The organism is Exiguobacterium sp. N4-1P (assembly GCF_002214325.1).
In genome coordinates, this window is record NZ_CP022238.1 from 387614 (window position 1) to 406323 (window position 18710).

Sequence of the window (18710 nt, forward strand, 5' to 3'; positions counted from 1 at the left end):
AGATGGAGATTATCATGGCGATAGCTGCAGGCATCTTGACGATGTGTGCCGTCTATCTCATTCTTTCAAAAAGTATTTTACGCATCATCATCGGAACCGGCTTGCTCAGTCACGCTGCCCACTTAATCGTCATGACGATGGGTGGACTGAAGACTGGTGCTGCGCCCGTCCTTGAAGACGGAGTGACGAAATATACCGACCCACTCCCGCAAGCGCTTGTCTTGACCGCAATCGTCATTAGTTTCGGGGTAACAGCATTTTTCCTCGTTCTTGCCTACCGAGCGTATCAAGAGCTTGGGACCGATAATATCGAGGAAATGAAAGGAACCGATACGAATGATTAATTTACCGCTATTACCGATTTTAATTCCACTGCTGACTGGTGTCTTGTTGATGTTTTTCACGAAACGTCTGTGGATGCAACGTATCGTGTCCTTCTTGTCGACGCTGTTGACGATTGGTGTCTCGCTTTACCTCGTCTCTCAAGTCAAGGCAAACGGGATTTTGACGGTCACACTCGGCAGTTGGCCGGCACCGTTCGGCATCACACTCGTTTCAGATATGTTATCCGCATTACTCGTTTTGACGACGAGCGTGCTCGTTTTCTTCGTCATTTGGTATTCGATGACGTATCTGTCGGAGCAACATCAACGTTTTTATTACTACATCGCCGTTCAGTTTTTGCTCGTCGGTGTCAATGGCGCCTTTACGACCGGTGATATTTTTAACATGTTCGTCTTCTTTGAAGTCTTCTTGATTTCATCGTATGTCTTGATTGTGCTCGGTGGTAAACCGGCGCAGTTACGCGAGTCGTTGAAGTATCTGTTGGTCAATGTCATTTCATCTGCTTTGTTCGTCATGACGGTCGCTTTTTTATACGGCATCATCGGCACGCTCAATATGGCAGATATCTCGCAAAAGATTTCTGAAATCAATCAGCCCGGAATCTTGAGTGTCATCGCGATTTTATTTTTAGTCGTCTTCGGCTTAAAAGGAGCGATTTTCCCGCTTTATTTTTGGTTACCTGGCTCGTATCAAGTGCCACCGACACCCGTCCTCGCCTTGTTCGGTGCTCTCTTGACGAAAGTCGGTGTCTATGGCATCTTGCGGACGTATAGTTTGTTCTTTTCGAACGAAATCGGGATCATCCACTCGCTTCTTGGGGGATTGGCACTGGCGACAATCATCATCGGTGTCATCGGCGCCCTCGCGACAAAAGATGCGAAACAAATCTTAATCTACAACATCATCGTTGCCGTCGGCGTCATTCTTTACGGCGTTTCCGTCATGACTCGTCAGTCGCTCGAAGGAGCCGTCTTCTACCTGTTACATGATATGTTAATCAAAGCAGCTCTCTTCTTGCTCGTCGGTATCATGGTCGGAATTGCGGGCTCGAGCCGTCTTAAAAGCATGGGTGGAATGATTAAGGCTTATCCGTTGCTTGGCTGGACGTATTTCATCGCTGCCTTGTCCTTGGCTGGTATCCCGCCGTTCAGCGGGTTCATCGGTAAACTACTGATCGTCCGTGGCGGGATTGAAGCCGGTGACCTCGTCGGACCGTTCATCGTCCTTGCGTCAAGTTTGCTTGTCCTCTATTCCGTCATGCAAATCTTCATTCGCGGATTTTGGGGTACACCGAAGACGTATACGGGTTCACGACGTCATCTCGTCAAACAATTGCTCGCTCCATCAATTCTTTTAGTAATGATTACCGTCGCGTATGGGGTCGGGGCAGAAGCCGTTCGTCCATTCATCACCCAAGCCGTTGATCCGCTCGTCGATCCATCACTTTATATTCAAGCTGTACTGAAGGAGGGCTAATCGATGCCATTTCAATTAATGCTCAATGCTTTTTTAGCCATCTTATGGATGTTTCTATCGAACTCCTTCACGACTTCGTCATTCATCGTCGGTTATCTACTCGGGTTGATTGCGATGTTCGCGATGCGTCGTGGTTTCAGTAGCCGGTTTTATCTCGGTCCGGTCATCGCTCTAGTTCGCCTCTCGATTCGGTTTCTTTACGAATTGGTCGTTGCGAATATCGAAGTTCTGGCCGTCATCTTAAAACCGCGACTCGATATTCAGCCCGGTATCTTTGCGTACGAGACGACGTTAAAGAAAAACTGGGAGATTACGTTACTTTCTATGTTGATTACGTTGACACCCGGAACACTCGTCGTCGATATCTCAGATGATAATAAAACACTGTATATCCACGCGCTTCATATGCCAGAAGCGGATGAAGCTGTCGCTGCCATCCGGAATAGTTTTGAAAAAGCGATTCTGGAGGTGAGTCGATAATGTTTGAAATGCTGATCTATATCGCACTCGGAGGCGTTTTCATTTCCATGCTCGGTTTGTTTTACCGCGTCATCAAAGGACCCTCGATTGCTGATCGCGTCATCGCACTTGATTCAATCGGCATCAGTTTAATCTCCATCGTCGGTTTAGTATCCGTTCTCTTACGGACAAGTGACTATTTAGAAGTCATCTTGTTAATCGGTATTTTAGCTTTCATCGGGACTGTCGCCTTCTCGAAATTCATTGAGAAAGGAGAGATCATCGAACGTGATCGCAATAAATGAAATCTTCGTAGTCGCCTTTGCTTTAATTGGAGCCTTTTTCAGCATCGTCGCGGCTCTCGGGCTGATTCGTCTACCCGATATCTATACACGCGCACACGCAGCCTCTAAGAGCGCCACACTCGGCGTCATGAGTATTTTGATCAGCGTCATCATTTTCTTCGTGACAGAAGAAGGACTCTTTTCATCACGAACATTTTTAGGTATCCTGTTCGTTCTGACGACAGCACCAATCGGAAGTCATTTAATCGCCCGTGCTGCCTACTACAGTGATGTTCCCTTATGGAAAGGATCTGTTCAAGATGACCTCTCGAAAAACAAAGAACATGTCATGCCGAAAAAACGCATCAACCGAGATAACTAATTCTTGTTAATTTAACGCAAAAAGGACATCATCCTCCGATTTTTTACGGGAGATGATGTCCTTTTTCGTGAACGTCGTCACGTATTTACGATTGAACGGATGTCGTTTCTGATGCAAATAAAAAGGTTAACTCCTCTTTATTTTCAACGAGTTCTGCTAGTGAGTGTTGTTCGAGTTCTTTAAGAAACGCACGTAAAGCGCGTCCAAGAATCCCTTTTAAATGACAATTCGGCTCAATGATGCATCGGCCTTCTTTAGAAAAACATTCAACGATTTCCATCGGTTCCATCTCACGTACGACTTGTCCGATATTGATATTTGCCGGATCCTTTATCAATCGTAATCCACCTGTCCGTCCACGCGTCGATTCAACGTACCCGAGTTTCGTCAACTGTTGCGTGACTTTCATCAAATGATTCGCTGAAATTCCATAATGGCTCGCGATCATCGGCATCGGCGTAACTTTATCTCGATGAACACCGAGATAAATCAGGACCCGTAATCCATAATCCGTATATTGTGTGATGCGCATCCAACCCGTCCTTTCGCTCAAGCGTCTTAAAAAGTTTTAATTCATCCGAATTCTCTATGCCTAGCGTACCATTTTTTAGATAGAATCTGAAAATCAAATGTCCGATTTAAATTTTTTTCATCCTCACGCGTTTCGGCGAATTAACAGTTTTTCATACAAGCATACGTAAGCACATCGCTCTTGGATCGTTTTTTATGAACAATAAAAAAATCAGCTATCTCCTTCCATAACGGGAGACAACTGATTTTTCTGGTATTCATTTATTTCTTTTATTCAGGGCGTGCAACACTTCATTAAATCGATCGGCATAGTTTGTGAAGACTTCGGTTACACCGAAGTCAAGCATCCGCTCCATGTCGACTTTTTCGTTGACTGTATAGGGGTGGAGCAATAACCCACGCTCGCGGATCATCGCTGTATTTTCCCGCGTCAATCCTTTAAAGGACGGTCCGAGTCCGACTGCGTACGTCTGTAGCTCGTCGAGTGCCTCAGGCGTCATCGCTTTGACCGTCGCCGCGTCCATCAATTGAACGAGCGGAAGACGTGCATCCAGCTGCTTGACTTTCAACAAACTTTCTTGACTGAATGATTGAATCATAACTTGCCCCGGTTTGACGTGATCACTTGATAGACCATGACGTTGTAACGTTTTCAATAATTTTTCTTCCATTCCCGGGTAGACTTCAGGAGATTTTGTTTCAATATAATAGTTCGCATGTTTGCCATACGTATCAAAAATCTCATCGAGAGTCGGAACTTGAAGTCCCTTATATTCGTCCTTCGCATATTCAGGGTTCGCTGTATTGAACCAGCTTCCTGCATCAAGTCGCTTGATTTCTGCTAACGTCTTATCTTTGACGGCACCTGTTCCGTTTGTCGTCCGGTCGACCGTCTCATCGTGCATCGCAATCAGCTTACCATCCTTCGTCATCTGTAAATCGATTTCGATGTAGTCGGCTTTCAACTTTTTATGACTCAGTTGGTACGCCGTCATCGTATGTTCAGGTGCGTATCCAGAAGCACCGCGGTGGGCGATGTTGACGACTCGATTCTGATCGAGTAACCCATGTTTCTGTTGATGTGCCGAAGCATCGATGCTCCCGAAATTTGTTGCAACGATTGCTCCTGTAAGTACGGTAACGCCAATCTGTTTCATCATGTTGGATTTCCCCCTTAAAAGTAACTTACAGACTGAATCTTACGCTATGACTGTGAAGGAAACATGTAGTTCGGATGAAGAAGCTTTTAGAAACGATGACAAATACGCAACTACTGATGTCATCCTTTTCCCAAGCAAACAAAAAGGCGTCCTCCCTATTTAAAGGAGAACGCCGCACATGTAACGTTGATTACGCTTCAAAAATCAATGATTCTGGATCTTCAAGTAAATCTTTGATGTGTTTCAAGAACGTCACGGCTTCTTTTCCGTCCACGATCCGGTGATCGTATGAAAGTGCGACATACATCATCGGGCGGTTGGCCATCCGTTCTGCATCGATTGCGACAGGGCGCAAGTTAATCGCATGCATTCCGAGAATCGCAACTTGAGGACCATTCAAAATTGGTGTCGACATCAATGAACCGAATGTCCCACCATTCGTGATCGTAAACGTCCCACCCGTTAAGTCAGACAGCCCTAATTTGTTATCGCGTGCCTTAACAGCCAGACTGATGATATCTTTTTCAATCTCACCAAAATTCTTTTTATCCGCGTCACGAACGACCGGCACGACGAGTCCGTCTGGAGCAGACACGGCAATGCCGATATCATAGAATTTCTTAAGGACGATTTCGTCGCCTTGGATTTCAGCATTCAAGTACGGCATTTTTTTCAGTGCTGCGACGGCTGCTTTCGTAAAGAAGGACATGAAACCAAGTTTGACATCGTTGTCTTTAACGAATTTTTCTTGGCGTCGTTTCCGTAATGCCATCACGGCCGACATATCGATTTCGTTGAATGTCGTCAACATCGCTGCCGTCTGTTGCACTTCGACGAGACGGTTGGCAATCGTCTTACGACGACGTGACATTTTAATCCGTTCTTCCGGTTTACCTGGAGCTGCTTGTGCTGGTGCTTTCGGTGCTGGTGTTGCTTGTTTTTCCTTCACAGATGCTTGCTCACGTGGTGAAACTTCGAACGTCGCGACATCTTGAACACGAATCCGACCGAGTGGGTCTTGCGTCGCCACTTGTGCGAGATCAATTCCTTTTTCCCGTGCCAATTTCCGAGCCGCCGGAGAAGCGATCGGACGATCAGCCGCTGACGTTTTTTCAGTTGCTGCGACTGCGACCGGTTGTTCTTTTTCAGGTTGCTTGGCTTCTTCTTGTTTCGGTTCTGCTTTTGGCGCTTCTGCTTGTTTCGGTGCTTCCGCTTCTCCACCAACCGTGATGACGGCGATTGTTTCCCCGACACGCACTGTATCCCCTTCTGCTGCCATCACTTCTGATAATGTTCCCGCTTCGTCTGACGGTACTTCGATGTTTACTTTGTCCGTTTCCAGCTCAACGATTGCTTCCCCTTTTTCTACGTGATCGCCCGGTTGTTTCAACCATGAAGCGACCGTCCCCTCTGTAATTGATTCGGCAAGTTCTGGTACTTTGATTTCCATCGTTTTTGTCCCCCTATGACTATGGTTCAATCTCTGCTAAATCGCTTTCGTTACGCGTTCGTATTCGATGTTTGTTGTTCGTTCTCCGTCCGTGCTGCTGTCCGAGTCAACGCATCATGAATGATACGCGCTTGTTCGACTTTGTGACCGGTCGGATCTCCTTCAGCTGTACTCGACCGGCGTCTGCGACCGATGTAACGGACTTGGGTGATCCCGTTTGGTGCGACGGACTCAAGACGTGGTTCGATATAAGACCACGCGCCCATGTTTTTCGGTTCTTCTTGGACCCATACGACTTCTGTCACATTCGGATAACGCGCGACTAACTCTTTCAACTGTTTCGCCGGGAACGGATAGATTTCCTCGACGCGGACGATATGCAGCCAGTCATATGACTCGTCCGACTTCGCGAGTGCATCCGCTAAATCAATCGCAACTTTACCCGTTGCGAACACAAGACGTTCGACGCGTTCCGGTGATTGACCTAACCCCTCTTGTTCGACGATTCGCTTGAACGAACCCGACGTCAATTCCGACAAGTCAGATGTCGCAAGCGGATGACGAAGTAAACTTTTCGGCGTCATCACGACGAGCGGACGGACTTCGTCTTTGCCGAGAATGGCGGCTTGGCGACGCAACAAGTGGAAGTACTGCGCTGCGCTCGTGACGTTTGCGACGGTCCAGTTCTTTTCACCGGACAATGTCAGGAAACGTTCCAAGCGACCACTTGAGTGTTCTGGACCTTGCCCTTCGTACCCGTGTGGCAAGAGCATGACAAGACCTGATGTTTGACCCCACTTCGCGCGACTTGCGGCGATGAATTGATCAAAGATAACTTGCCCTGAGTTTGCAAAGTCACCGTATTGTGCTTCCCACAAGACAAGTGTCTCTGGCGCAAAGACGTTATATCCATATTCAAACCCGAGTACGCCAGCTTCCGATAACGGACTGTTATAGACGGCGAATGATGCTTGCGCTGATTCTAACTCATGCATCGGTGAGAACGATTTCCCTGTTTTCACGTCATTCAAGTTAATGTTACGTTGTGCAAACGTTCCCCGCTCCGAATCTTGACCGCTGAGACGGATTGGTGTGCCATCTGACAGGATTGAAGCAAAGGCAAGCGTTTCTGCATGTCCCCAGTCAATTCCCTTGTGCGTCGTTAAAGCATCCGTTCGCCGTTTTAAAACTTTTTCAAGCTTATGGAAGACCGTGAACCCACTCGGCCATGCGAGTAGCTGGTCATTGTAATGAATCAATTTGTCCTTCTCGACCCCCGTCTCAATCGACGGAACCCCTTTGAATACGACATCCGGCATGATGCCCCCGTATTCTTTTTCGACGTTTGGTACTTTTTCGCGCGCCGCTTTCATCACATCACTAATCTCAGCTTCGATCGTTTTGACTTCCTCTTGCGATACTTCCCCGCGTTCGACAAGATCTTTTGCATAAAGGACACGCGCTGTGTCATGGTTATGGATCAACTCATACAGGACCGGGTTCGTATTCATCGGCTCATCCATCTCATTGTGACCAAACCGGCGATATCCGATCAAATCAATCAAGACATCCTTGTTGAACTTCGCACGGTATTCGCTTGCTAAGAGCGCGACTGCTAAACAGCTTTCCGGCTGATCCGCATTGACGTGGAAGATCGGAATCTCATAACCTTTCGCTAAGTCACTCGAATAACGTGTCGACCGTGAATCGGTTGGCTCTGTCGTGAAGCCAATCGTATTGTTGGCGATGATATGAATCGTACCGCCCGTGTTGTACCCCTTCAAGTTCGTCATGTTCAAGGTCTCTGCGACAATTCCTTGACCAGGGAAGGCAGCATCACCATGAATTAAAATCGCGGCTGCTTTATTTTGACTTTGCGTCGGCATCCCCTTGCCGGAGCGATCGTCTTGCGCCGCCCGCGTGAACCCTTCGACGACAGGATCGACGAACTCGAGGTGTGACGGGTTGTTCGCAAGTGTCACGCGGACGTTCGTCGATTGTTGTTCCATTTTGCGATTGAGCCCGAGGTGATACTTAACATCGCCTGTCCAACCATACGTAATTCCGATTGACCCTTCTGACGGGACAAGGTCATGATTTGGCGCGTGCTGGAACTCTGCGAAAATCATTTCGTACGGTTTCCCGAGCACGTGAGCGAGCACGTTCAAGCGTCCACGGTGAGCCATCCCGATATTGATCGTTTCTGAACCGTTCGCAATCAAGTGACCGATAATCGTATCAAGCAATGGAACCATCGCGTCGAGTCCTTCGATTGAAAAACGTTTTTGTCCGACATATGTTTTATGAAGAAACTTCTCGAACAACTCCGTTTCAGCTAGTCGTTTGAAAAGTTGTTTCTTTTGGTCATTCGTCAGTTTCGCCGTCAATGCACCTTGTTCGACTTTTTGACGTAACCATTTCTTTTCGTCTAAATCATCAACGTGTTGGAGTTCGACTGCCGCCGCTCCCGTGTATTGCGCTTTTAAGTGCTCAATCGCTTCGAATGCGTCCGAAAGACCTGCAGGTGGATCTGGACAAACGAGTGAGACCGGCATCGTCCGTAAATCTGCCTCCGTTAATCCGAACTGCTCTAATTCAAGCAATTCGTTCTCACGCGGATGATCTTTCAACGGATAAATATCTGCCGCAAGGTGACCCTTCGCCCGAATACGTTCTGCGAGACGATGCGCGGCTAAATATTTTTCGAAATCCCCTGTTTCTACGTGCACTGGTGTGACAGTTTCTGTGACCGGAGCACCGTGTGTTTCAAAATAAGCACGCGTCTCTTCGTCAATCGAAGAAGCATCTTCTAAAAATCGTTCGTACATCTCGATGATGTACCCAAGGTTCGGTCCATAAAATGCTTGTTTCTCCTGTTCCCGGCTTGCCATGTACGGTTCCCCCCGTTTCATTCATTTCACCCTTTGAGCTGCTCAACACAGCCCGTTCCCAACTCTCTACCTGTTAGCGCTTTCAAATATAGTGGCATAAAAAATCGACAGTGGCACTTCCTCTATGAATTAAGATGGATGACCACGACTGAAGGCGTTTATACCAAAGTGTTTGCCTTAGTTATTATCTTACTACTTCTTAAGCCCCAGTGCGTTTCGAATTCCCAATTTCTCTGTGCTAAATGTATAAGTTTTTCTTATGATGTCAGCATCAGTGATTTATGATACAAACATTTCTTTCACGGTAGTGTCATTTCTGCACACGAAAAGAAACGCCCATGCCTATCTTTCAGGCACCGGCGTCCTCGTTTACAACACTTTACTTAAAAACGATTGGGTCCGTTCATGTTGCGGAGAATCAAACAGTTCACTCGGAACATTTTCTTCGACGATATAGCCGCCGTCCATAAAGAGTACACGATCTCCGACCTCACGGGCGAAGCCCATTTCATGTGTCACGACAATCATTGTCATCCCTTCGATCGCCAATTGTTTCATGACTTCAAGGACATCCCCGACCATCTCCGGATCAAGTGCCGATGTCGGTTCGTCGAACAACATGATTTTCGGATTCATCGCGAGTGCACGGGCAATCGCGACCCGTTGTTTTTGTCCGCCTGAAAGTTCTCCAGGATAGTTGTCCGCTTTTTCGCGGAGCCCTACCTTATCAAGTAATGCAAGCGCACGTTCCTTTGCTTGTCCCTTTTCCGTTTTACGGACTTTAATCGGTGCGAGCATAACATTATCTAAAACCGTCTTATGCGGAAAGAGATTAAAGTGCTGAAAGACCATCCCAACTTCTTCTCGGACTTTATTGATGTCGACTTTCGGGTCCGTAATATTGTGCTTATCGATGATGACTGTCCCACCTGTAATGTCTTCCAGACGATTCAGACAACGAAGAAACGTACTTTTCCCAGAACCAGATGGACCAATGACGCAAACTACTTCTTTCTCTTCTACTTCAACGGAGATATCCTTTAGGACTTCATTTTTTCCGAATGACTTTTTTAAGTTATCTACTTGAATGATACTCATCGTAGCGTAAACCTCCGTTCCAAGAATTTCGCTAACATCGACAGCAGATAGATGATGACGAAATACATTAAGCCGACGACGGACCAGACGATGAACGGTTCAAACGTCGTCGCTTGCTGGACTTGTCCTTGTTGCGTCAAATCGGCGATGCCGATAATCGAGAGCAACGAAGTATCCTTTAAACTAATGATCGATTGGTTCGTAATGGTCGGCAACATTCTCCGAAAAGCTTGCGGTAAAATGATTTGGACCATCGTTTGACGGCCCGTCATCCCGAGCGATCGTGCGGCTTCGGTTTGACCTTTGTCAATCGACTGGATACCGGCCCGGATGATTTCTGCAAAATAGGCCCCTGCATTGATCGCGACCGTCAAAATCCCCGCGTACATCCGGTCCATCGATAACCATTCGAGTGAGTTCAAACCAAAATAAATGAAGAACAGTTGAACGATGAACGGTGTCCCACGGATCACATCGATATAAACGATTGCGATCCCATTTAAAAGTTTTAATGGAGACAAGCGCATCAAGGCAACGATGAGACCAATCAAGAATCCTGCGATGACGGCGATGATAAAGATATATAAGGTAACTTGTAACCCATCTAAGAAAAACGGAAATGCAGCTTTTGCTACTTCCATCAGCAGCTCAACTCCCTCATCATTCACTCAATCGGGTGATTATTTTAAATAACGATCAACGATTTCGTCGTACTCGCCACTGTCTTTTAAATTCGCTAAACCTGTATTGATTTTTTTCATCAAGTCTTCGTTTTCCCCTTTAAGGACGGCAATCCCGTAATTATCACCATTTAAACGATCTCCCACGAGTTTCAGACCAAGGTTTTGTTGTTTGTTGGCATACGAGATGACTGGATAGTCTTCAATCAAGGCTGCTGCATTCCCATTTTTGACTTCCTGGAACATCGCTGGACTATCATTGAATTGTGTAACTTTAATGCCTAGCTTATCCGCGTTATCCGTTGCATACTTTGCCCCCGTCGTCCCTTTTTTAACTGCCACGCGTTCCCCTTTTAAATCATCAACCGACTTGATGTCATCATTGTTGTCTTTGACGACAAGAATCAGTCCGGCTTCAAAGTACGGGTCAGAGAAGGTAACGACTTTTTCACGTTCCGGTGTGATACTCATCCCGGCAATCGCGATGTCGAGTTGATCCGCCTGCAGAGCAGGAATGATTCCGCTAAAGTCCATCGCTTCAAATTCAATCTTGAAGTTTTGGTCGTCTGCAATCGCTTGAATCAAATCGATATCGATTCCTTTGTACGTATCCCCGTCCTTGTACTCGAATGGTGGATAGGTGACGTCGATCCCGACTTTGTACGTTTTGTCCTCTGACGATGAATCATCATTTGAACCGATGCTACACGCACTTAATACGAACAGACATCCCATCAATAAAAATAAGATAGAAAAACGTTTATTCATACTTTTTACCCCCTTCTTTTGAAGGCACGGCCCTCTATTAGGATATTTTCCTTAATAATGGTCCCTTTGAAACATGTTTTGGTAAAAAAACTGAATTATCTGAAAGAAAACTAAAAAAGTCGCGATTTTCGATCTAATCGCTTTCTAGTGGAAAGCAAACAGGAGCGACCCTGCAGCTTCGCTGTAGCGGCGCGATGTTTGCCACAGGAAGACGCTTAGGAAGGAAAGAGAGAACAAAAAAAGATAGAAAATCACATGCAAGTGACCTTCCATCTAGTTTGTCTACAGTCTGTGACCTACTAACAGGTCTTCAACTTATGGAAATGCCGCCGAGAGGACTTGAACCTCCACAGTGTTGCCACCACTAGATTCTGAGTCTAGCGCGTCTACCGATTCCGCCACGACGACATGACTTATATGATTGTAGAATACGAAATGGACTGATTTTTGTCAATCCATTCCTTCCGCTTCATACACTTTCATTTGTCATGCTGACAATACGCGCCGAACAAACGCCTCGACGACTTCATCGTATCGATCGGGTGCTTCAAAATAAGCCATTGCATGTGCCGCATTCGGAATGACGACGAGTTCCTTCTTCGTTTGGCAAGCATCATACAGTTCATAGACCATCGATGTCGGAACGAACGTATCTGCATCCCCATGAATGAATAAGATCGGTACCGCCGCCTTTTTGACTTGTTTTAATGCGGAAGCTTCACTGAAGAAGTAACCAGCCTTTAATTTCGTCAATAAACTCGTCATCGCAAGGAACGGAAAGTGCGGCAAACGATACATCCGTTTCATCTGATAGGCGAGGACTGCGTTGACTGATGTATAAGCACAGTCGGAGATGATGCCTTTGACTTGAGCAGGTAATGTCTCTCCACTCGTCATCAAAACCGTCGCGCCCCCCATCGATACACCATGTAAAAAGATGGAAGAATCCGTACCAACACATCCGACTAAATAGTCGATCCAGCGCAGACAGTCTTGCCGGTCATGCCACCCGAAACCGATGTAATTTCCGTCACTTTTTCCGTGACCACGATTGTCCGGCATCAACACATGAAAACCCGCTTGATGATACAGATAGGCGAATCCTGCTAAGTCTGTTCCGACACCACCGTAACCATGTACGAGAATGACGACTCGATCGGACGGAACGAGTGGCGGTAAGTAATGTGCGCGAAGCGTCAATCCATCATGTGCTTGCGTCGCGACGAGTTCTAACGGTTGTTCCTTAATCCATGTCTGACCCGGTTGCATCAATCGGACCATCTCGTCACTTAAATCACGGTTGTTCGTCAAGAAAGGTTTCGGATTCGTTGCGATTGCCATTTCGTAAAAGTAATAGCTTGCTGCAAGCATCCCTGAACCAATCACGCCTAAACCAATTTTTGTACCTGTTCGCATCCGGTCCCCACTCCTCGTTGTTATAGTTCGATTTCTAGTTGAGCTGACGACTCTGGATGATCATCTTGTAATATGTGCTGGCGCAACCGTTGTTCATGCTGGGCCTTCCGGTAAGCGAATTCGCGAATGAGCTCTTGCCCCGCAAATCCTTCTTCAACGATTTGCGATAATAATTCGGTCTCCATCTCGACCATCTCGTCTGGATTGCGCATGACGAGGACTTGTCCGACTTGCGCAATCATTACTTCATCCGTCAGTCCGAGTGCATCATAAAAAGGTTCTGGTAACGTCATCCGGCGTGTTTCCGGATTGATGTAGATTCGCTTATATGCACCAAGCGATTGAAAATGTCGTGTCGCCATATGAAATCTCCTTAGTTGAATGTCATATCAAGCCGTGAATCTTTTCCTTGAAGCGTCACTGTTGCCGTCGCACCATTGACGAGTGTCAATTGGGGCGGCTGATGACCGATGTCGAAATCATAAAAAATCGGCAGTCCTGTCTCTGTTGCAATCATTTGGTAGACATCCAGTAATGCATAGTCTTCGATTGCCTGCCCTGCGCTTGTTCGACCAAACAAAATACCAGTTGCGTTATCAAACCAGCCGGCAAGATGCATCTGCATCAAGGAACGGTGAAGATCAGTCGCGCTGGCTTCACAGGCTTCGAAGTACCAAAGAATCGGTTCACCCTCGAGTTGTTGTTCTTGAAATGCACGGACATCGCCATAAGGCGTACCGATTAAATGACGGACGGTTTCGAGGCATCCTCCGAGAAGTCGACCCGTCACCTGAGTGATGGATGGATTCAGAGTTTTCCATTCCGTCGGTTGATCGAAATGGAACATAAAGCGCTCAGGGCGGACGTCGTGATTCCAGGCTGTTTGAAACCTTGTCGACATCCACTGGGTCACGGAACCATCACGCGGTGTTGCAAGCACGCGACGCCAAGCAGCTGTCGTCTCGTCCCATTCTTCACTTCTCAACTCAAGCACGTTCGGACCATGTGCTGTCGCAATCCCCGTTTTTACGGTAATTGCGAACAAGACCGTACTCGTATCTGAATATCCGAGTAACCATTTCACCGGCAGTTCATAAAAGTCTAGATGCGGTAATACATCCAAGGCGCGTTCGCCACCAAACGGCGGCAGGATCGCATCGATATCTGGGTTTTGGAACATCTGCATCAATTCAGATGCCCGAACCGCTGCTGTTGTACTCTGTGCTTTCTTTTGTGTCCAAACCGTATCACCAATCATCGTCTCCATCTGCCGGTCCTCTAAACGTAACTTGGATTCTTCGAGTAAAGGATGGAGCGCATCAGGTAAGCCGGAAGATAATGCTGTTATACCAATTGTTTGCCCTGTCCAGCCGAAAAATGGATACCTCATCTTCTTCCTCCTTCAGTTAACGATTAATTTTCTAAATCGATGATTTCTGATTTTACAAATTCACCAATCTGCTCCACACGTCGACGGAATCGTTCGATTGGGACGATTCGTGCCTCGCGGTGCATCTCTTTTCCGTCTAAAAACAAAAGTAAGACAGGGGCGGTGAAAATGGATAACGCTCCTGCAATTTCGGGAACGTCCGATACATCGACACGCGCCGATCGAATTTCTGGGTGTTCCAACATGATGGGTTCGATTTGTGGGAACAAGGATTCACAGACGGAACAATTCGGGCTTGAGACGTATAAAAAACTAGCACCCTGAACCGAATACCAGGACTGCACGGCATCAATGGACGTCAATCGTGTAAACTCAACCATCAACAAGACCTCCTTTTAAAAAATGTTGCTTTTATTATACCGCTCTTCGCATAGAGAAACCAAATTTCGTGCTAACGTTCCCCTCACACAGCAAATGAAAAAACACCTAAAACTGCCTCGGTGACATCTCTCACGCGAAGCAGTTTCAGATGTTTTAAAGGGGGTCATCTAGTGTCAGTCTGAAGTGTAGCGTACTCTTCATCCGTAAAGGCACGGGATCGGGTCAGAAAACGTTTCCCTTCGACCCCTTCAAGCGAAAACATGCCACCGCGCCCATCGACAACATCGATGAGGAGTTGCGTGTGTTTCCAATACGTATACTGATCTTCATGAATATAAAATGGACAGCCGCCAATCGTCCCAATCAATAAATCGTGATCTGCGAGAAATAAATCCCCTTCCGCAAAGCACATCGGTGAACTGCCATCACAACACCCCCCGGATTGATGAAAGATGAGGGGTCCATGCTTTGCTCGTAACTTGTCACTCAACTCGAGCGTCGCCGCTGTAGCAAGGACACGTTCGACCATACGGACACTTCCTTTCTTCGCTTAGAAGAAACCGAGTTTGTTCGGGCTATAGCTAACGAGAAGGTTTTTCGTCCGCTGGTAATGATTGAGCATCATTTTATGATTTTCTCGACCAATCCCGGACATCTTGTAACCGCCGAATGCCGCATGGGCAGGGTACTGATGGTAACAATTCGTCCAGACACGTCCTGCTTCAATCGCCCGTCCGAAGCGATAGGCACGGTTCATGTCGCGCGTCCATACACCGGCACCGAGACCATATAACGTATCGTTCGCAATCTCAAGCGCTTCGTCATCCGTTTTGAACGTCGTGACGGACAGAACCGGTCCAAAAATTTCTTCTTGGAAAATCCGCATCTTGTTGTGCCCTTTAAAGATCGTCGGCTGGATGTAGAAACCGTCCGCAAGATTGCCGTCCATCTGATTGCGTTCTCCACCAATCAGGCATTCTGCGCCTTCTGATTTACCGATTTCTAGATAAGATAGAATTTTTTCCATTTGTTCATTCGATGCCTGTGCACCCATCATGACGTCGCCGTCAAGTGGATTGCCGAGTTTGATTGCTTTGACGCGTTCAAGTACCCGCTCCATGAACGGTTCATAAATCGACTCCTGAATCAACGCCCGCGATGGACAGGTACAGACTTCCCCTTGATTCAAGACAAACATTAGTAACCCTTCGATTGCTTTATCGAAAAAGGCGTCATCGGCGTCCATAATATCTTCAAAGAAGATGTTCGGAGATTTTCCACCTAATTCAAGTGTAACGGGAATAATGTTTTGTGACGCATACTGCATGATTAAGCGACCTGTCGTCGTTTCACCCGTGAAGGCGATTTTCGCAATCCGTTTGCTCGACGCAAGTGGTTTCCCTGCCTCTAAACCAAACCCGTTGACGATATTTAAGACGCCTGCCGGGAGCAAGTCTTCAATCATTTCAGTCAAGAGTAAAATACTTGCCGGTGTCTGTTCTGCCGGTTTTAAGACGACACAGTTTCCGGCAGCTAATGCCGGTGCTAGTTTCCAGACGGCCATCAGAATCGGGAAGTTCCACGGAATGATTTGACCGACGACGCCGAGCGGCTCATGAAAATGATAGGCGACGGTATCGTTATCAAGTTCCCCGACAGATCCTTCTTGCGCCCGGATGACACCGGCGAAATAACGGAAATGATCAATCGCCAGTGGTAAATCTGCGTTTAACGTCTCGCGGACGGCTTTCCCGTTTTCTAGCGTCTCGGCGTAGGCTAAAAGTTCTAAATTTTCTTCCATCCGATTGGCGATTTTATTTAAGATGTTCGACCGTTCCGCGACCGATGTTTTTCCCCACGCCTCTTTGGCTGCGTGTGCGGCATCGAGTGCTAATTCGATATCTTCTTTTGTCGAACGCGCGACTTGGCATAATACCTTCCCGGTGACCGGTGTGATGTCATCAAAATATTCTCCATTGACGGGTGCCGTCCATTTCCCGTTGATGAAATTTTCATAACGATCTCTGTACTGTACTTTTGACCCTTGTGTGTTTGGAATCTCGTAAATCATGACTGTTTTCCTCCCTCAAATAAAATGGTCAACCCGAGAAGTTTTTGTATGCGCTTTCATTTTGGTCCCCCGTAAAAAAACCCCTCATGTACATACTAACAAATAAGTATGAAAAGTCAAAATTTTCCGTTAACTTTTTTGATTGAAAAATGCAAGACAGGAAACGATTATCGCCCCCTGTCTTGCATCTCTTAATCAACCTCTTATGAACGCGTCGTGTCGATGCCATCTTCATTATCTGACGGCGAGTCTGAGTTTCCGAAGTCACTGACTTTACTAAAGCCATCCGTATCTCCATCAATATCTTTTCCCGTCGCTGTAACAGATGGATCGAGTACATCCTCTTCGACCGGTCGTTGTTGCTCATTCAAGCTATTTTTTTCAGCTTCTTCTTTCGCATCATCAATGCATAAGAGTGTTTCAGGAATGATATCGAGACGCTCTAGCTCGATTTCTTTTCCACATACCTTACAGATTCCGTACGTGCCTTCTTCGATTGCTTCTAGGGCAAGATCGACGTCAGATAACATGTCTGTTTCTAAATCCGTGATCGCTTGATCCCGTTCCCGTAAAAATAATTCGTCACCTGAATCTCCAGGATGATTATCATAACTTGAAAGTGCGCCTTCGTCGTAATCTGTTTCACGGTTCTCGATGTTCGATTCCGTTTTATCTTTTTCCTTAAGTAGACGTTCTTTGAATTCCTCGATTTGTTTCGCTGACAACATGTTCATCATCTCCAATTCTCTATTCTGCTCTAATTATGTTTTAGCCGAATCAGAGGTATCTTAAACGTTTAGTTGCCGTTTATCAAAATCAGGCGAGAATACTCCCACCTCTAAGCGTCTCAGGGCGAAGCCCAGCGCAGGTAGGAGATGAATCGCCTTCGAGCAAGACGTGTCTTGAGACACGTCACAGCGTGTAGACAAACTAGATGGAAGGTCACTTGAATGTGATCTCCCATCTTTTTTTGCTCTCTCTTTCCTCCCTAATCGTCTTCCTGTGGCAAACATCGCGCCGCTTCGCTTCACTGCAGGGTCGCTCCTGTTTGCTTTCCACTAGGAAGCGATTAGATTGGAAATCGAGGCTTTTTTAGCTTTCTTTCATATTATAACGTAAAAGAAATATACCACGAAGGAGGGTTTCCCATGATGGGAAAACGAAATCAACCCCATCGTTCTGAAAACATCACGGTCACACTCGAACAATTGGTTCCTGCGGACCACTTGGTTCGCAAGGTCGATCAGGTGATGGACTCTCAATTCATCTATCCATTGGTTGAAAAGTTGTACTGTGAAAATAACGGAGGACCTAGCGTGGATTCTGTTCTCTTAATCAAGATGGCTCTTCTTCAATATTTATTCGGTATTCCTTCTATGCGGAAGACGATCCAAGAAATCGAAACGAACGTCGCCTATCGTTGGTTCCTAGGACTTGGATTGGATGAAAAGGTTCCTCATTTTTCAACCTTCGGAAAAAACTATGTCCGACGCTTCCAAGACACGACGATTTTTGAAGATATCTTCTACAAAATTCTGACCCAAGGCGTCGATGTCATACGACGAATAAACTCGCAGAACGACTTCAAGGGAATACACATCCGGAAGCCATGATACACTCCGATCAAGGTTTCCATTATACGCATCCTGCTTATCAAGCACGGATTCGTGAGATGGGGATGCTTCAATCCATGTCACGTCGAGGAAACTGCCTGGATAATTCCCCGATGGAATCATTCTTTGGGCACTTGAAAGATTATGTCGATTATCAATTAGCATCTGACCTCGATGAGGTCTGCGCTATGGTCGATGCTTACATTGATTATTACAATAGCGAACGAAGACAATGGAAACTACAAAAGATGACTCCGGTACAATACCGAAGCCATCTCATAGCAGCTTAATACGTTAAGGGTGCTTTTATTAAAC

At 46.5% G+C, this 18710-nt stretch carries 19 protein-coding genes, 1 tRNA gene and 2 pseudogenes; 7 read left to right on the forward strand and 15 right to left on the reverse strand.

What is annotated here, in order from left to right:
- Positions 1-2 precede the first annotated feature (2 nt).
- From A0126_RS18570 to mnhG, 5 genes are read left to right on the forward strand one after another with little or no spacing between them, the layout of a single operon-like run.
- On the forward strand, positions 3-344 hold the full coding sequence (locus A0126_RS18570; RefSeq protein WP_088837240.1) for a Na(+)/H(+) antiporter subunit C: 342 nt from the start codon (positions 3-5) through the stop codon (positions 342-344).
- Positions 337-1821 (forward strand): Na+/H+ antiporter subunit D, encoded by a 1485-nt coding sequence (locus A0126_RS18575; RefSeq protein ID WP_088837241.1) that lies wholly within the window; start codon positions 337-339, stop codon positions 1819-1821. Before A0126_RS18570 ends, A0126_RS18575 begins: the two co-directional genes overlap by 8 nt.
- A gap of 3 nt (positions 1822-1824) precedes the next feature.
- Entirely contained in the window at positions 1825-2301 is a 477-nt protein-coding gene (locus tag A0126_RS18580; protein WP_088837242.1) for a Na+/H+ antiporter subunit E, read from the forward strand.
- 8 nt (positions 2302-2309) lie between these two features.
- On the forward strand, positions 2310-2585 hold the full coding sequence (locus A0126_RS18585) for a Na(+)/H(+) antiporter subunit F1 (RefSeq protein WP_369834785.1): 276 nt from the start codon (positions 2310-2312) through the stop codon (positions 2583-2585).
- Entirely contained in the window at positions 2569-2946 is a 378-nt protein-coding gene (mnhG, locus tag A0126_RS18590) for a monovalent cation/H(+) antiporter subunit G (RefSeq protein WP_088837244.1), read from the forward strand. The genes A0126_RS18585 and mnhG overlap by 17 nt, the downstream gene beginning before the upstream one ends.
- An 85-nt stretch (positions 2947-3031) precedes the next feature.
- Here mnhG and A0126_RS18595 read toward each other — a convergent pair whose 3' ends face one another.
- The 15 genes from A0126_RS18595 to A0126_RS18665 form a co-directional block, all read right to left on the reverse strand.
- Complete coding sequence (locus tag A0126_RS18595; RefSeq protein ID WP_088837245.1) at positions 3032-3478, reverse strand: Rrf2 family transcriptional regulator; 447 nt, start codon at positions 3476-3478, stop codon at positions 3032-3034.
- A gap of 256 nt (positions 3479-3734) precedes the next feature.
- On the reverse strand, positions 3735-4637 hold the full coding sequence (locus A0126_RS18600) for a glycerophosphodiester phosphodiesterase (RefSeq protein ID WP_088837246.1): 903 nt from the start codon (positions 4635-4637) through the stop codon (positions 3735-3737).
- A 190-nt stretch (positions 4638-4827) separates the two neighbouring features.
- On the reverse strand, positions 4828-6087 hold the full coding sequence (gene odhB / locus A0126_RS18605; protein WP_088837247.1) for a 2-oxoglutarate dehydrogenase complex dihydrolipoyllysine-residue succinyltransferase: 1260 nt from the start codon (positions 6085-6087) through the stop codon (positions 4828-4830).
- 50 nt (positions 6088-6137) lie between these two features.
- A complete protein-coding gene (locus A0126_RS18610; protein ID WP_088837248.1) occupies positions 6138-8999 on the reverse strand; it encodes a 2-oxoglutarate dehydrogenase E1 component in 2862 nt (953 codons plus the stop codon).
- A gap of 348 nt (positions 9000-9347) precedes the next feature.
- Complete coding sequence (locus A0126_RS18615; protein ID WP_029330448.1) at positions 9348-10076, reverse strand: amino acid ABC transporter ATP-binding protein; 729 nt, start codon at positions 10074-10076, stop codon at positions 9348-9350.
- The gene (locus A0126_RS18620; RefSeq protein WP_088837249.1) at positions 10073-10717 is read right to left on the reverse strand and encodes an amino acid ABC transporter permease; all 645 of its coding nucleotides are present in this window, start codon (positions 10715-10717) and stop codon (positions 10073-10075) included. The genes A0126_RS18615 and A0126_RS18620 overlap by 4 nt, the downstream gene beginning before the upstream one ends.
- Before the next feature lie 39 nt (positions 10718-10756).
- Positions 10757-11524 (reverse strand): transporter substrate-binding domain-containing protein, encoded by a 768-nt coding sequence (locus tag A0126_RS18625; RefSeq protein ID WP_088837250.1) that lies wholly within the window; start codon positions 11522-11524, stop codon positions 10757-10759.
- Between the two features lie 324 nt (positions 11525-11848).
- A tRNA-Leu gene (locus tag A0126_RS18630) sits at positions 11849-11932 on the reverse strand.
- A gap of 78 nt (positions 11933-12010) precedes the next feature.
- Positions 12011-12940, reverse strand: coding sequence for an alpha/beta hydrolase (locus A0126_RS18635; RefSeq protein WP_088837251.1), 930 nt, complete (start codon positions 12938-12940; stop codon positions 12011-12013).
- A 20-nt stretch (positions 12941-12960) separates the two neighbouring features.
- Positions 12961-13302 (reverse strand): hypothetical protein, encoded by a 342-nt coding sequence (locus A0126_RS18640; protein WP_088837252.1) that lies wholly within the window; start codon positions 13300-13302, stop codon positions 12961-12963.
- Between the two features lie 11 nt (positions 13303-13313).
- The gene (locus A0126_RS18645; RefSeq protein ID WP_088837253.1) at positions 13314-14330 is read right to left on the reverse strand and encodes a S66 family peptidase; all 1017 of its coding nucleotides are present in this window, start codon (positions 14328-14330) and stop codon (positions 13314-13316) included.
- Positions 14331-14353: 23 nt separating this feature from the next.
- Entirely contained in the window at positions 14354-14710 is a 357-nt protein-coding gene (locus A0126_RS18650) for a thioredoxin family protein (RefSeq protein WP_088837254.1), read from the reverse strand.
- A gap of 164 nt (positions 14711-14874) precedes the next feature.
- Positions 14875-15240, reverse strand: coding sequence for a DUF779 domain-containing protein (locus A0126_RS18655; RefSeq protein WP_088837255.1), 366 nt, complete (start codon positions 15238-15240; stop codon positions 14875-14877).
- A gap of 21 nt (positions 15241-15261) precedes the next feature.
- A complete protein-coding gene (adh, locus tag A0126_RS18660) occupies positions 15262-16782 on the reverse strand; it encodes an aldehyde dehydrogenase (RefSeq protein ID WP_088837256.1) in 1521 nt (506 codons plus the stop codon).
- A gap of 203 nt (positions 16783-16985) precedes the next feature.
- A complete protein-coding gene (locus A0126_RS18665) occupies positions 16986-17510 on the reverse strand; it encodes a TraR/DksA C4-type zinc finger protein (RefSeq protein ID WP_088837257.1) in 525 nt (174 codons plus the stop codon).
- A gap of 420 nt (positions 17511-17930) precedes the next feature.
- Here A0126_RS18665 and A0126_RS18670 point away from each other — a divergent pair.
- Positions 17931-18332 (forward strand): annotated as a pseudogene (locus tag A0126_RS18670) (transposase); the annotation flags it as partial.
- Positions 18333-18340: 8 nt separating this feature from the next.
- A pseudogene (locus A0126_RS18675) lies at positions 18341-18685 on the forward strand (IS3 family transposase); the annotation flags it as partial.
- Positions 18686-18710: the final 25 nt, after the last annotated feature.

Excerpts from the sequence above, each read along its gene's own strand:
- A0126_RS18570 (WP_088837240.1), top strand. The coding sequence starts at position 3 with ATGGAGATTATCATGGCGATAGCTGCAGGCATCTTGACGATGTGTGCC.
- A0126_RS18575 (WP_088837241.1), top strand. The coding sequence starts at position 337 with ATGATTAATTTACCGCTATTACCGATTTTAATTCCACTGCTGACTGGT.
- A0126_RS18580 (WP_088837242.1), top strand. The coding sequence starts at position 1,825 with ATGCCATTTCAATTAATGCTCAATGCTTTTTTAGCCATCTTATGGATG.
- A0126_RS18585 (WP_369834785.1), top strand. The coding sequence starts at position 2,310 with ATGCTGATCTATATCGCACTCGGAGGCGTTTTCATTTCCATGCTCGGT.
- A0126_RS18595 (WP_088837245.1), bottom strand. The coding sequence starts at position 3,478 with ATGCGCATCACACAATATACGGATTATGGATTACGGGTCCTGATTTAT.
- A0126_RS18600 (WP_088837246.1), bottom strand. The coding sequence starts at position 4,637 with ATGATGAAACAGATTGGCGTTACCGTACTTACAGGAGCAATCGTTGCA.
- odhB (WP_088837247.1), bottom strand. The coding sequence starts at position 6,087 with ATGGAAATCAAAGTACCAGAACTTGCCGAATCAATTACAGAGGGGACG.
- A0126_RS18610 (WP_088837248.1), bottom strand. The coding sequence starts at position 8,999 with ATGAAACGGGGGGAACCGTACATGGCAAGCCGGGAACAGGAGAAACAA.
- A0126_RS18615 (WP_029330448.1), bottom strand. The coding sequence starts at position 10,076 with ATGAGTATCATTCAAGTAGATAACTTAAAAAAGTCATTCGGAAAAAAT.
- A0126_RS18620 (WP_088837249.1), bottom strand. The coding sequence starts at position 10,717 with ATGGAAGTAGCAAAAGCTGCATTTCCGTTTTTCTTAGATGGGTTACAA.
- A0126_RS18625 (WP_088837250.1), bottom strand. The coding sequence starts at position 11,524 with ATGAATAAACGTTTTTCTATCTTATTTTTATTGATGGGATGTCTGTTC.
- A0126_RS18635 (WP_088837251.1), bottom strand. The coding sequence starts at position 12,940 with ATGCGAACAGGTACAAAAATTGGTTTAGGCGTGATTGGTTCAGGGATG.
- A0126_RS18640 (WP_088837252.1), bottom strand. The coding sequence starts at position 13,302 with ATGGCGACACGACATTTTCAATCGCTTGGTGCATATAAGCGAATCTAC.
- A0126_RS18645 (WP_088837253.1), bottom strand. The coding sequence starts at position 14,330 with ATGAGGTATCCATTTTTCGGCTGGACAGGGCAAACAATTGGTATAACA.
- A0126_RS18650 (WP_088837254.1), bottom strand. The coding sequence starts at position 14,710 with ATGGTTGAGTTTACACGATTGACGTCCATTGATGCCGTGCAGTCCTGG.
- A0126_RS18655 (WP_088837255.1), bottom strand. The coding sequence starts at position 15,240 with ATGGTCGAACGTGTCCTTGCTACAGCGGCGACGCTCGAGTTGAGTGAC.
- adh (WP_088837256.1), bottom strand. The coding sequence starts at position 16,782 with ATGATTTACGAGATTCCAAACACACAAGGGTCAAAAGTACAGTACAGA.
- A0126_RS18665 (WP_088837257.1), bottom strand. The coding sequence starts at position 17,510 with ATGTTGTCAGCGAAACAAATCGAGGAATTCAAAGAACGTCTACTTAAG.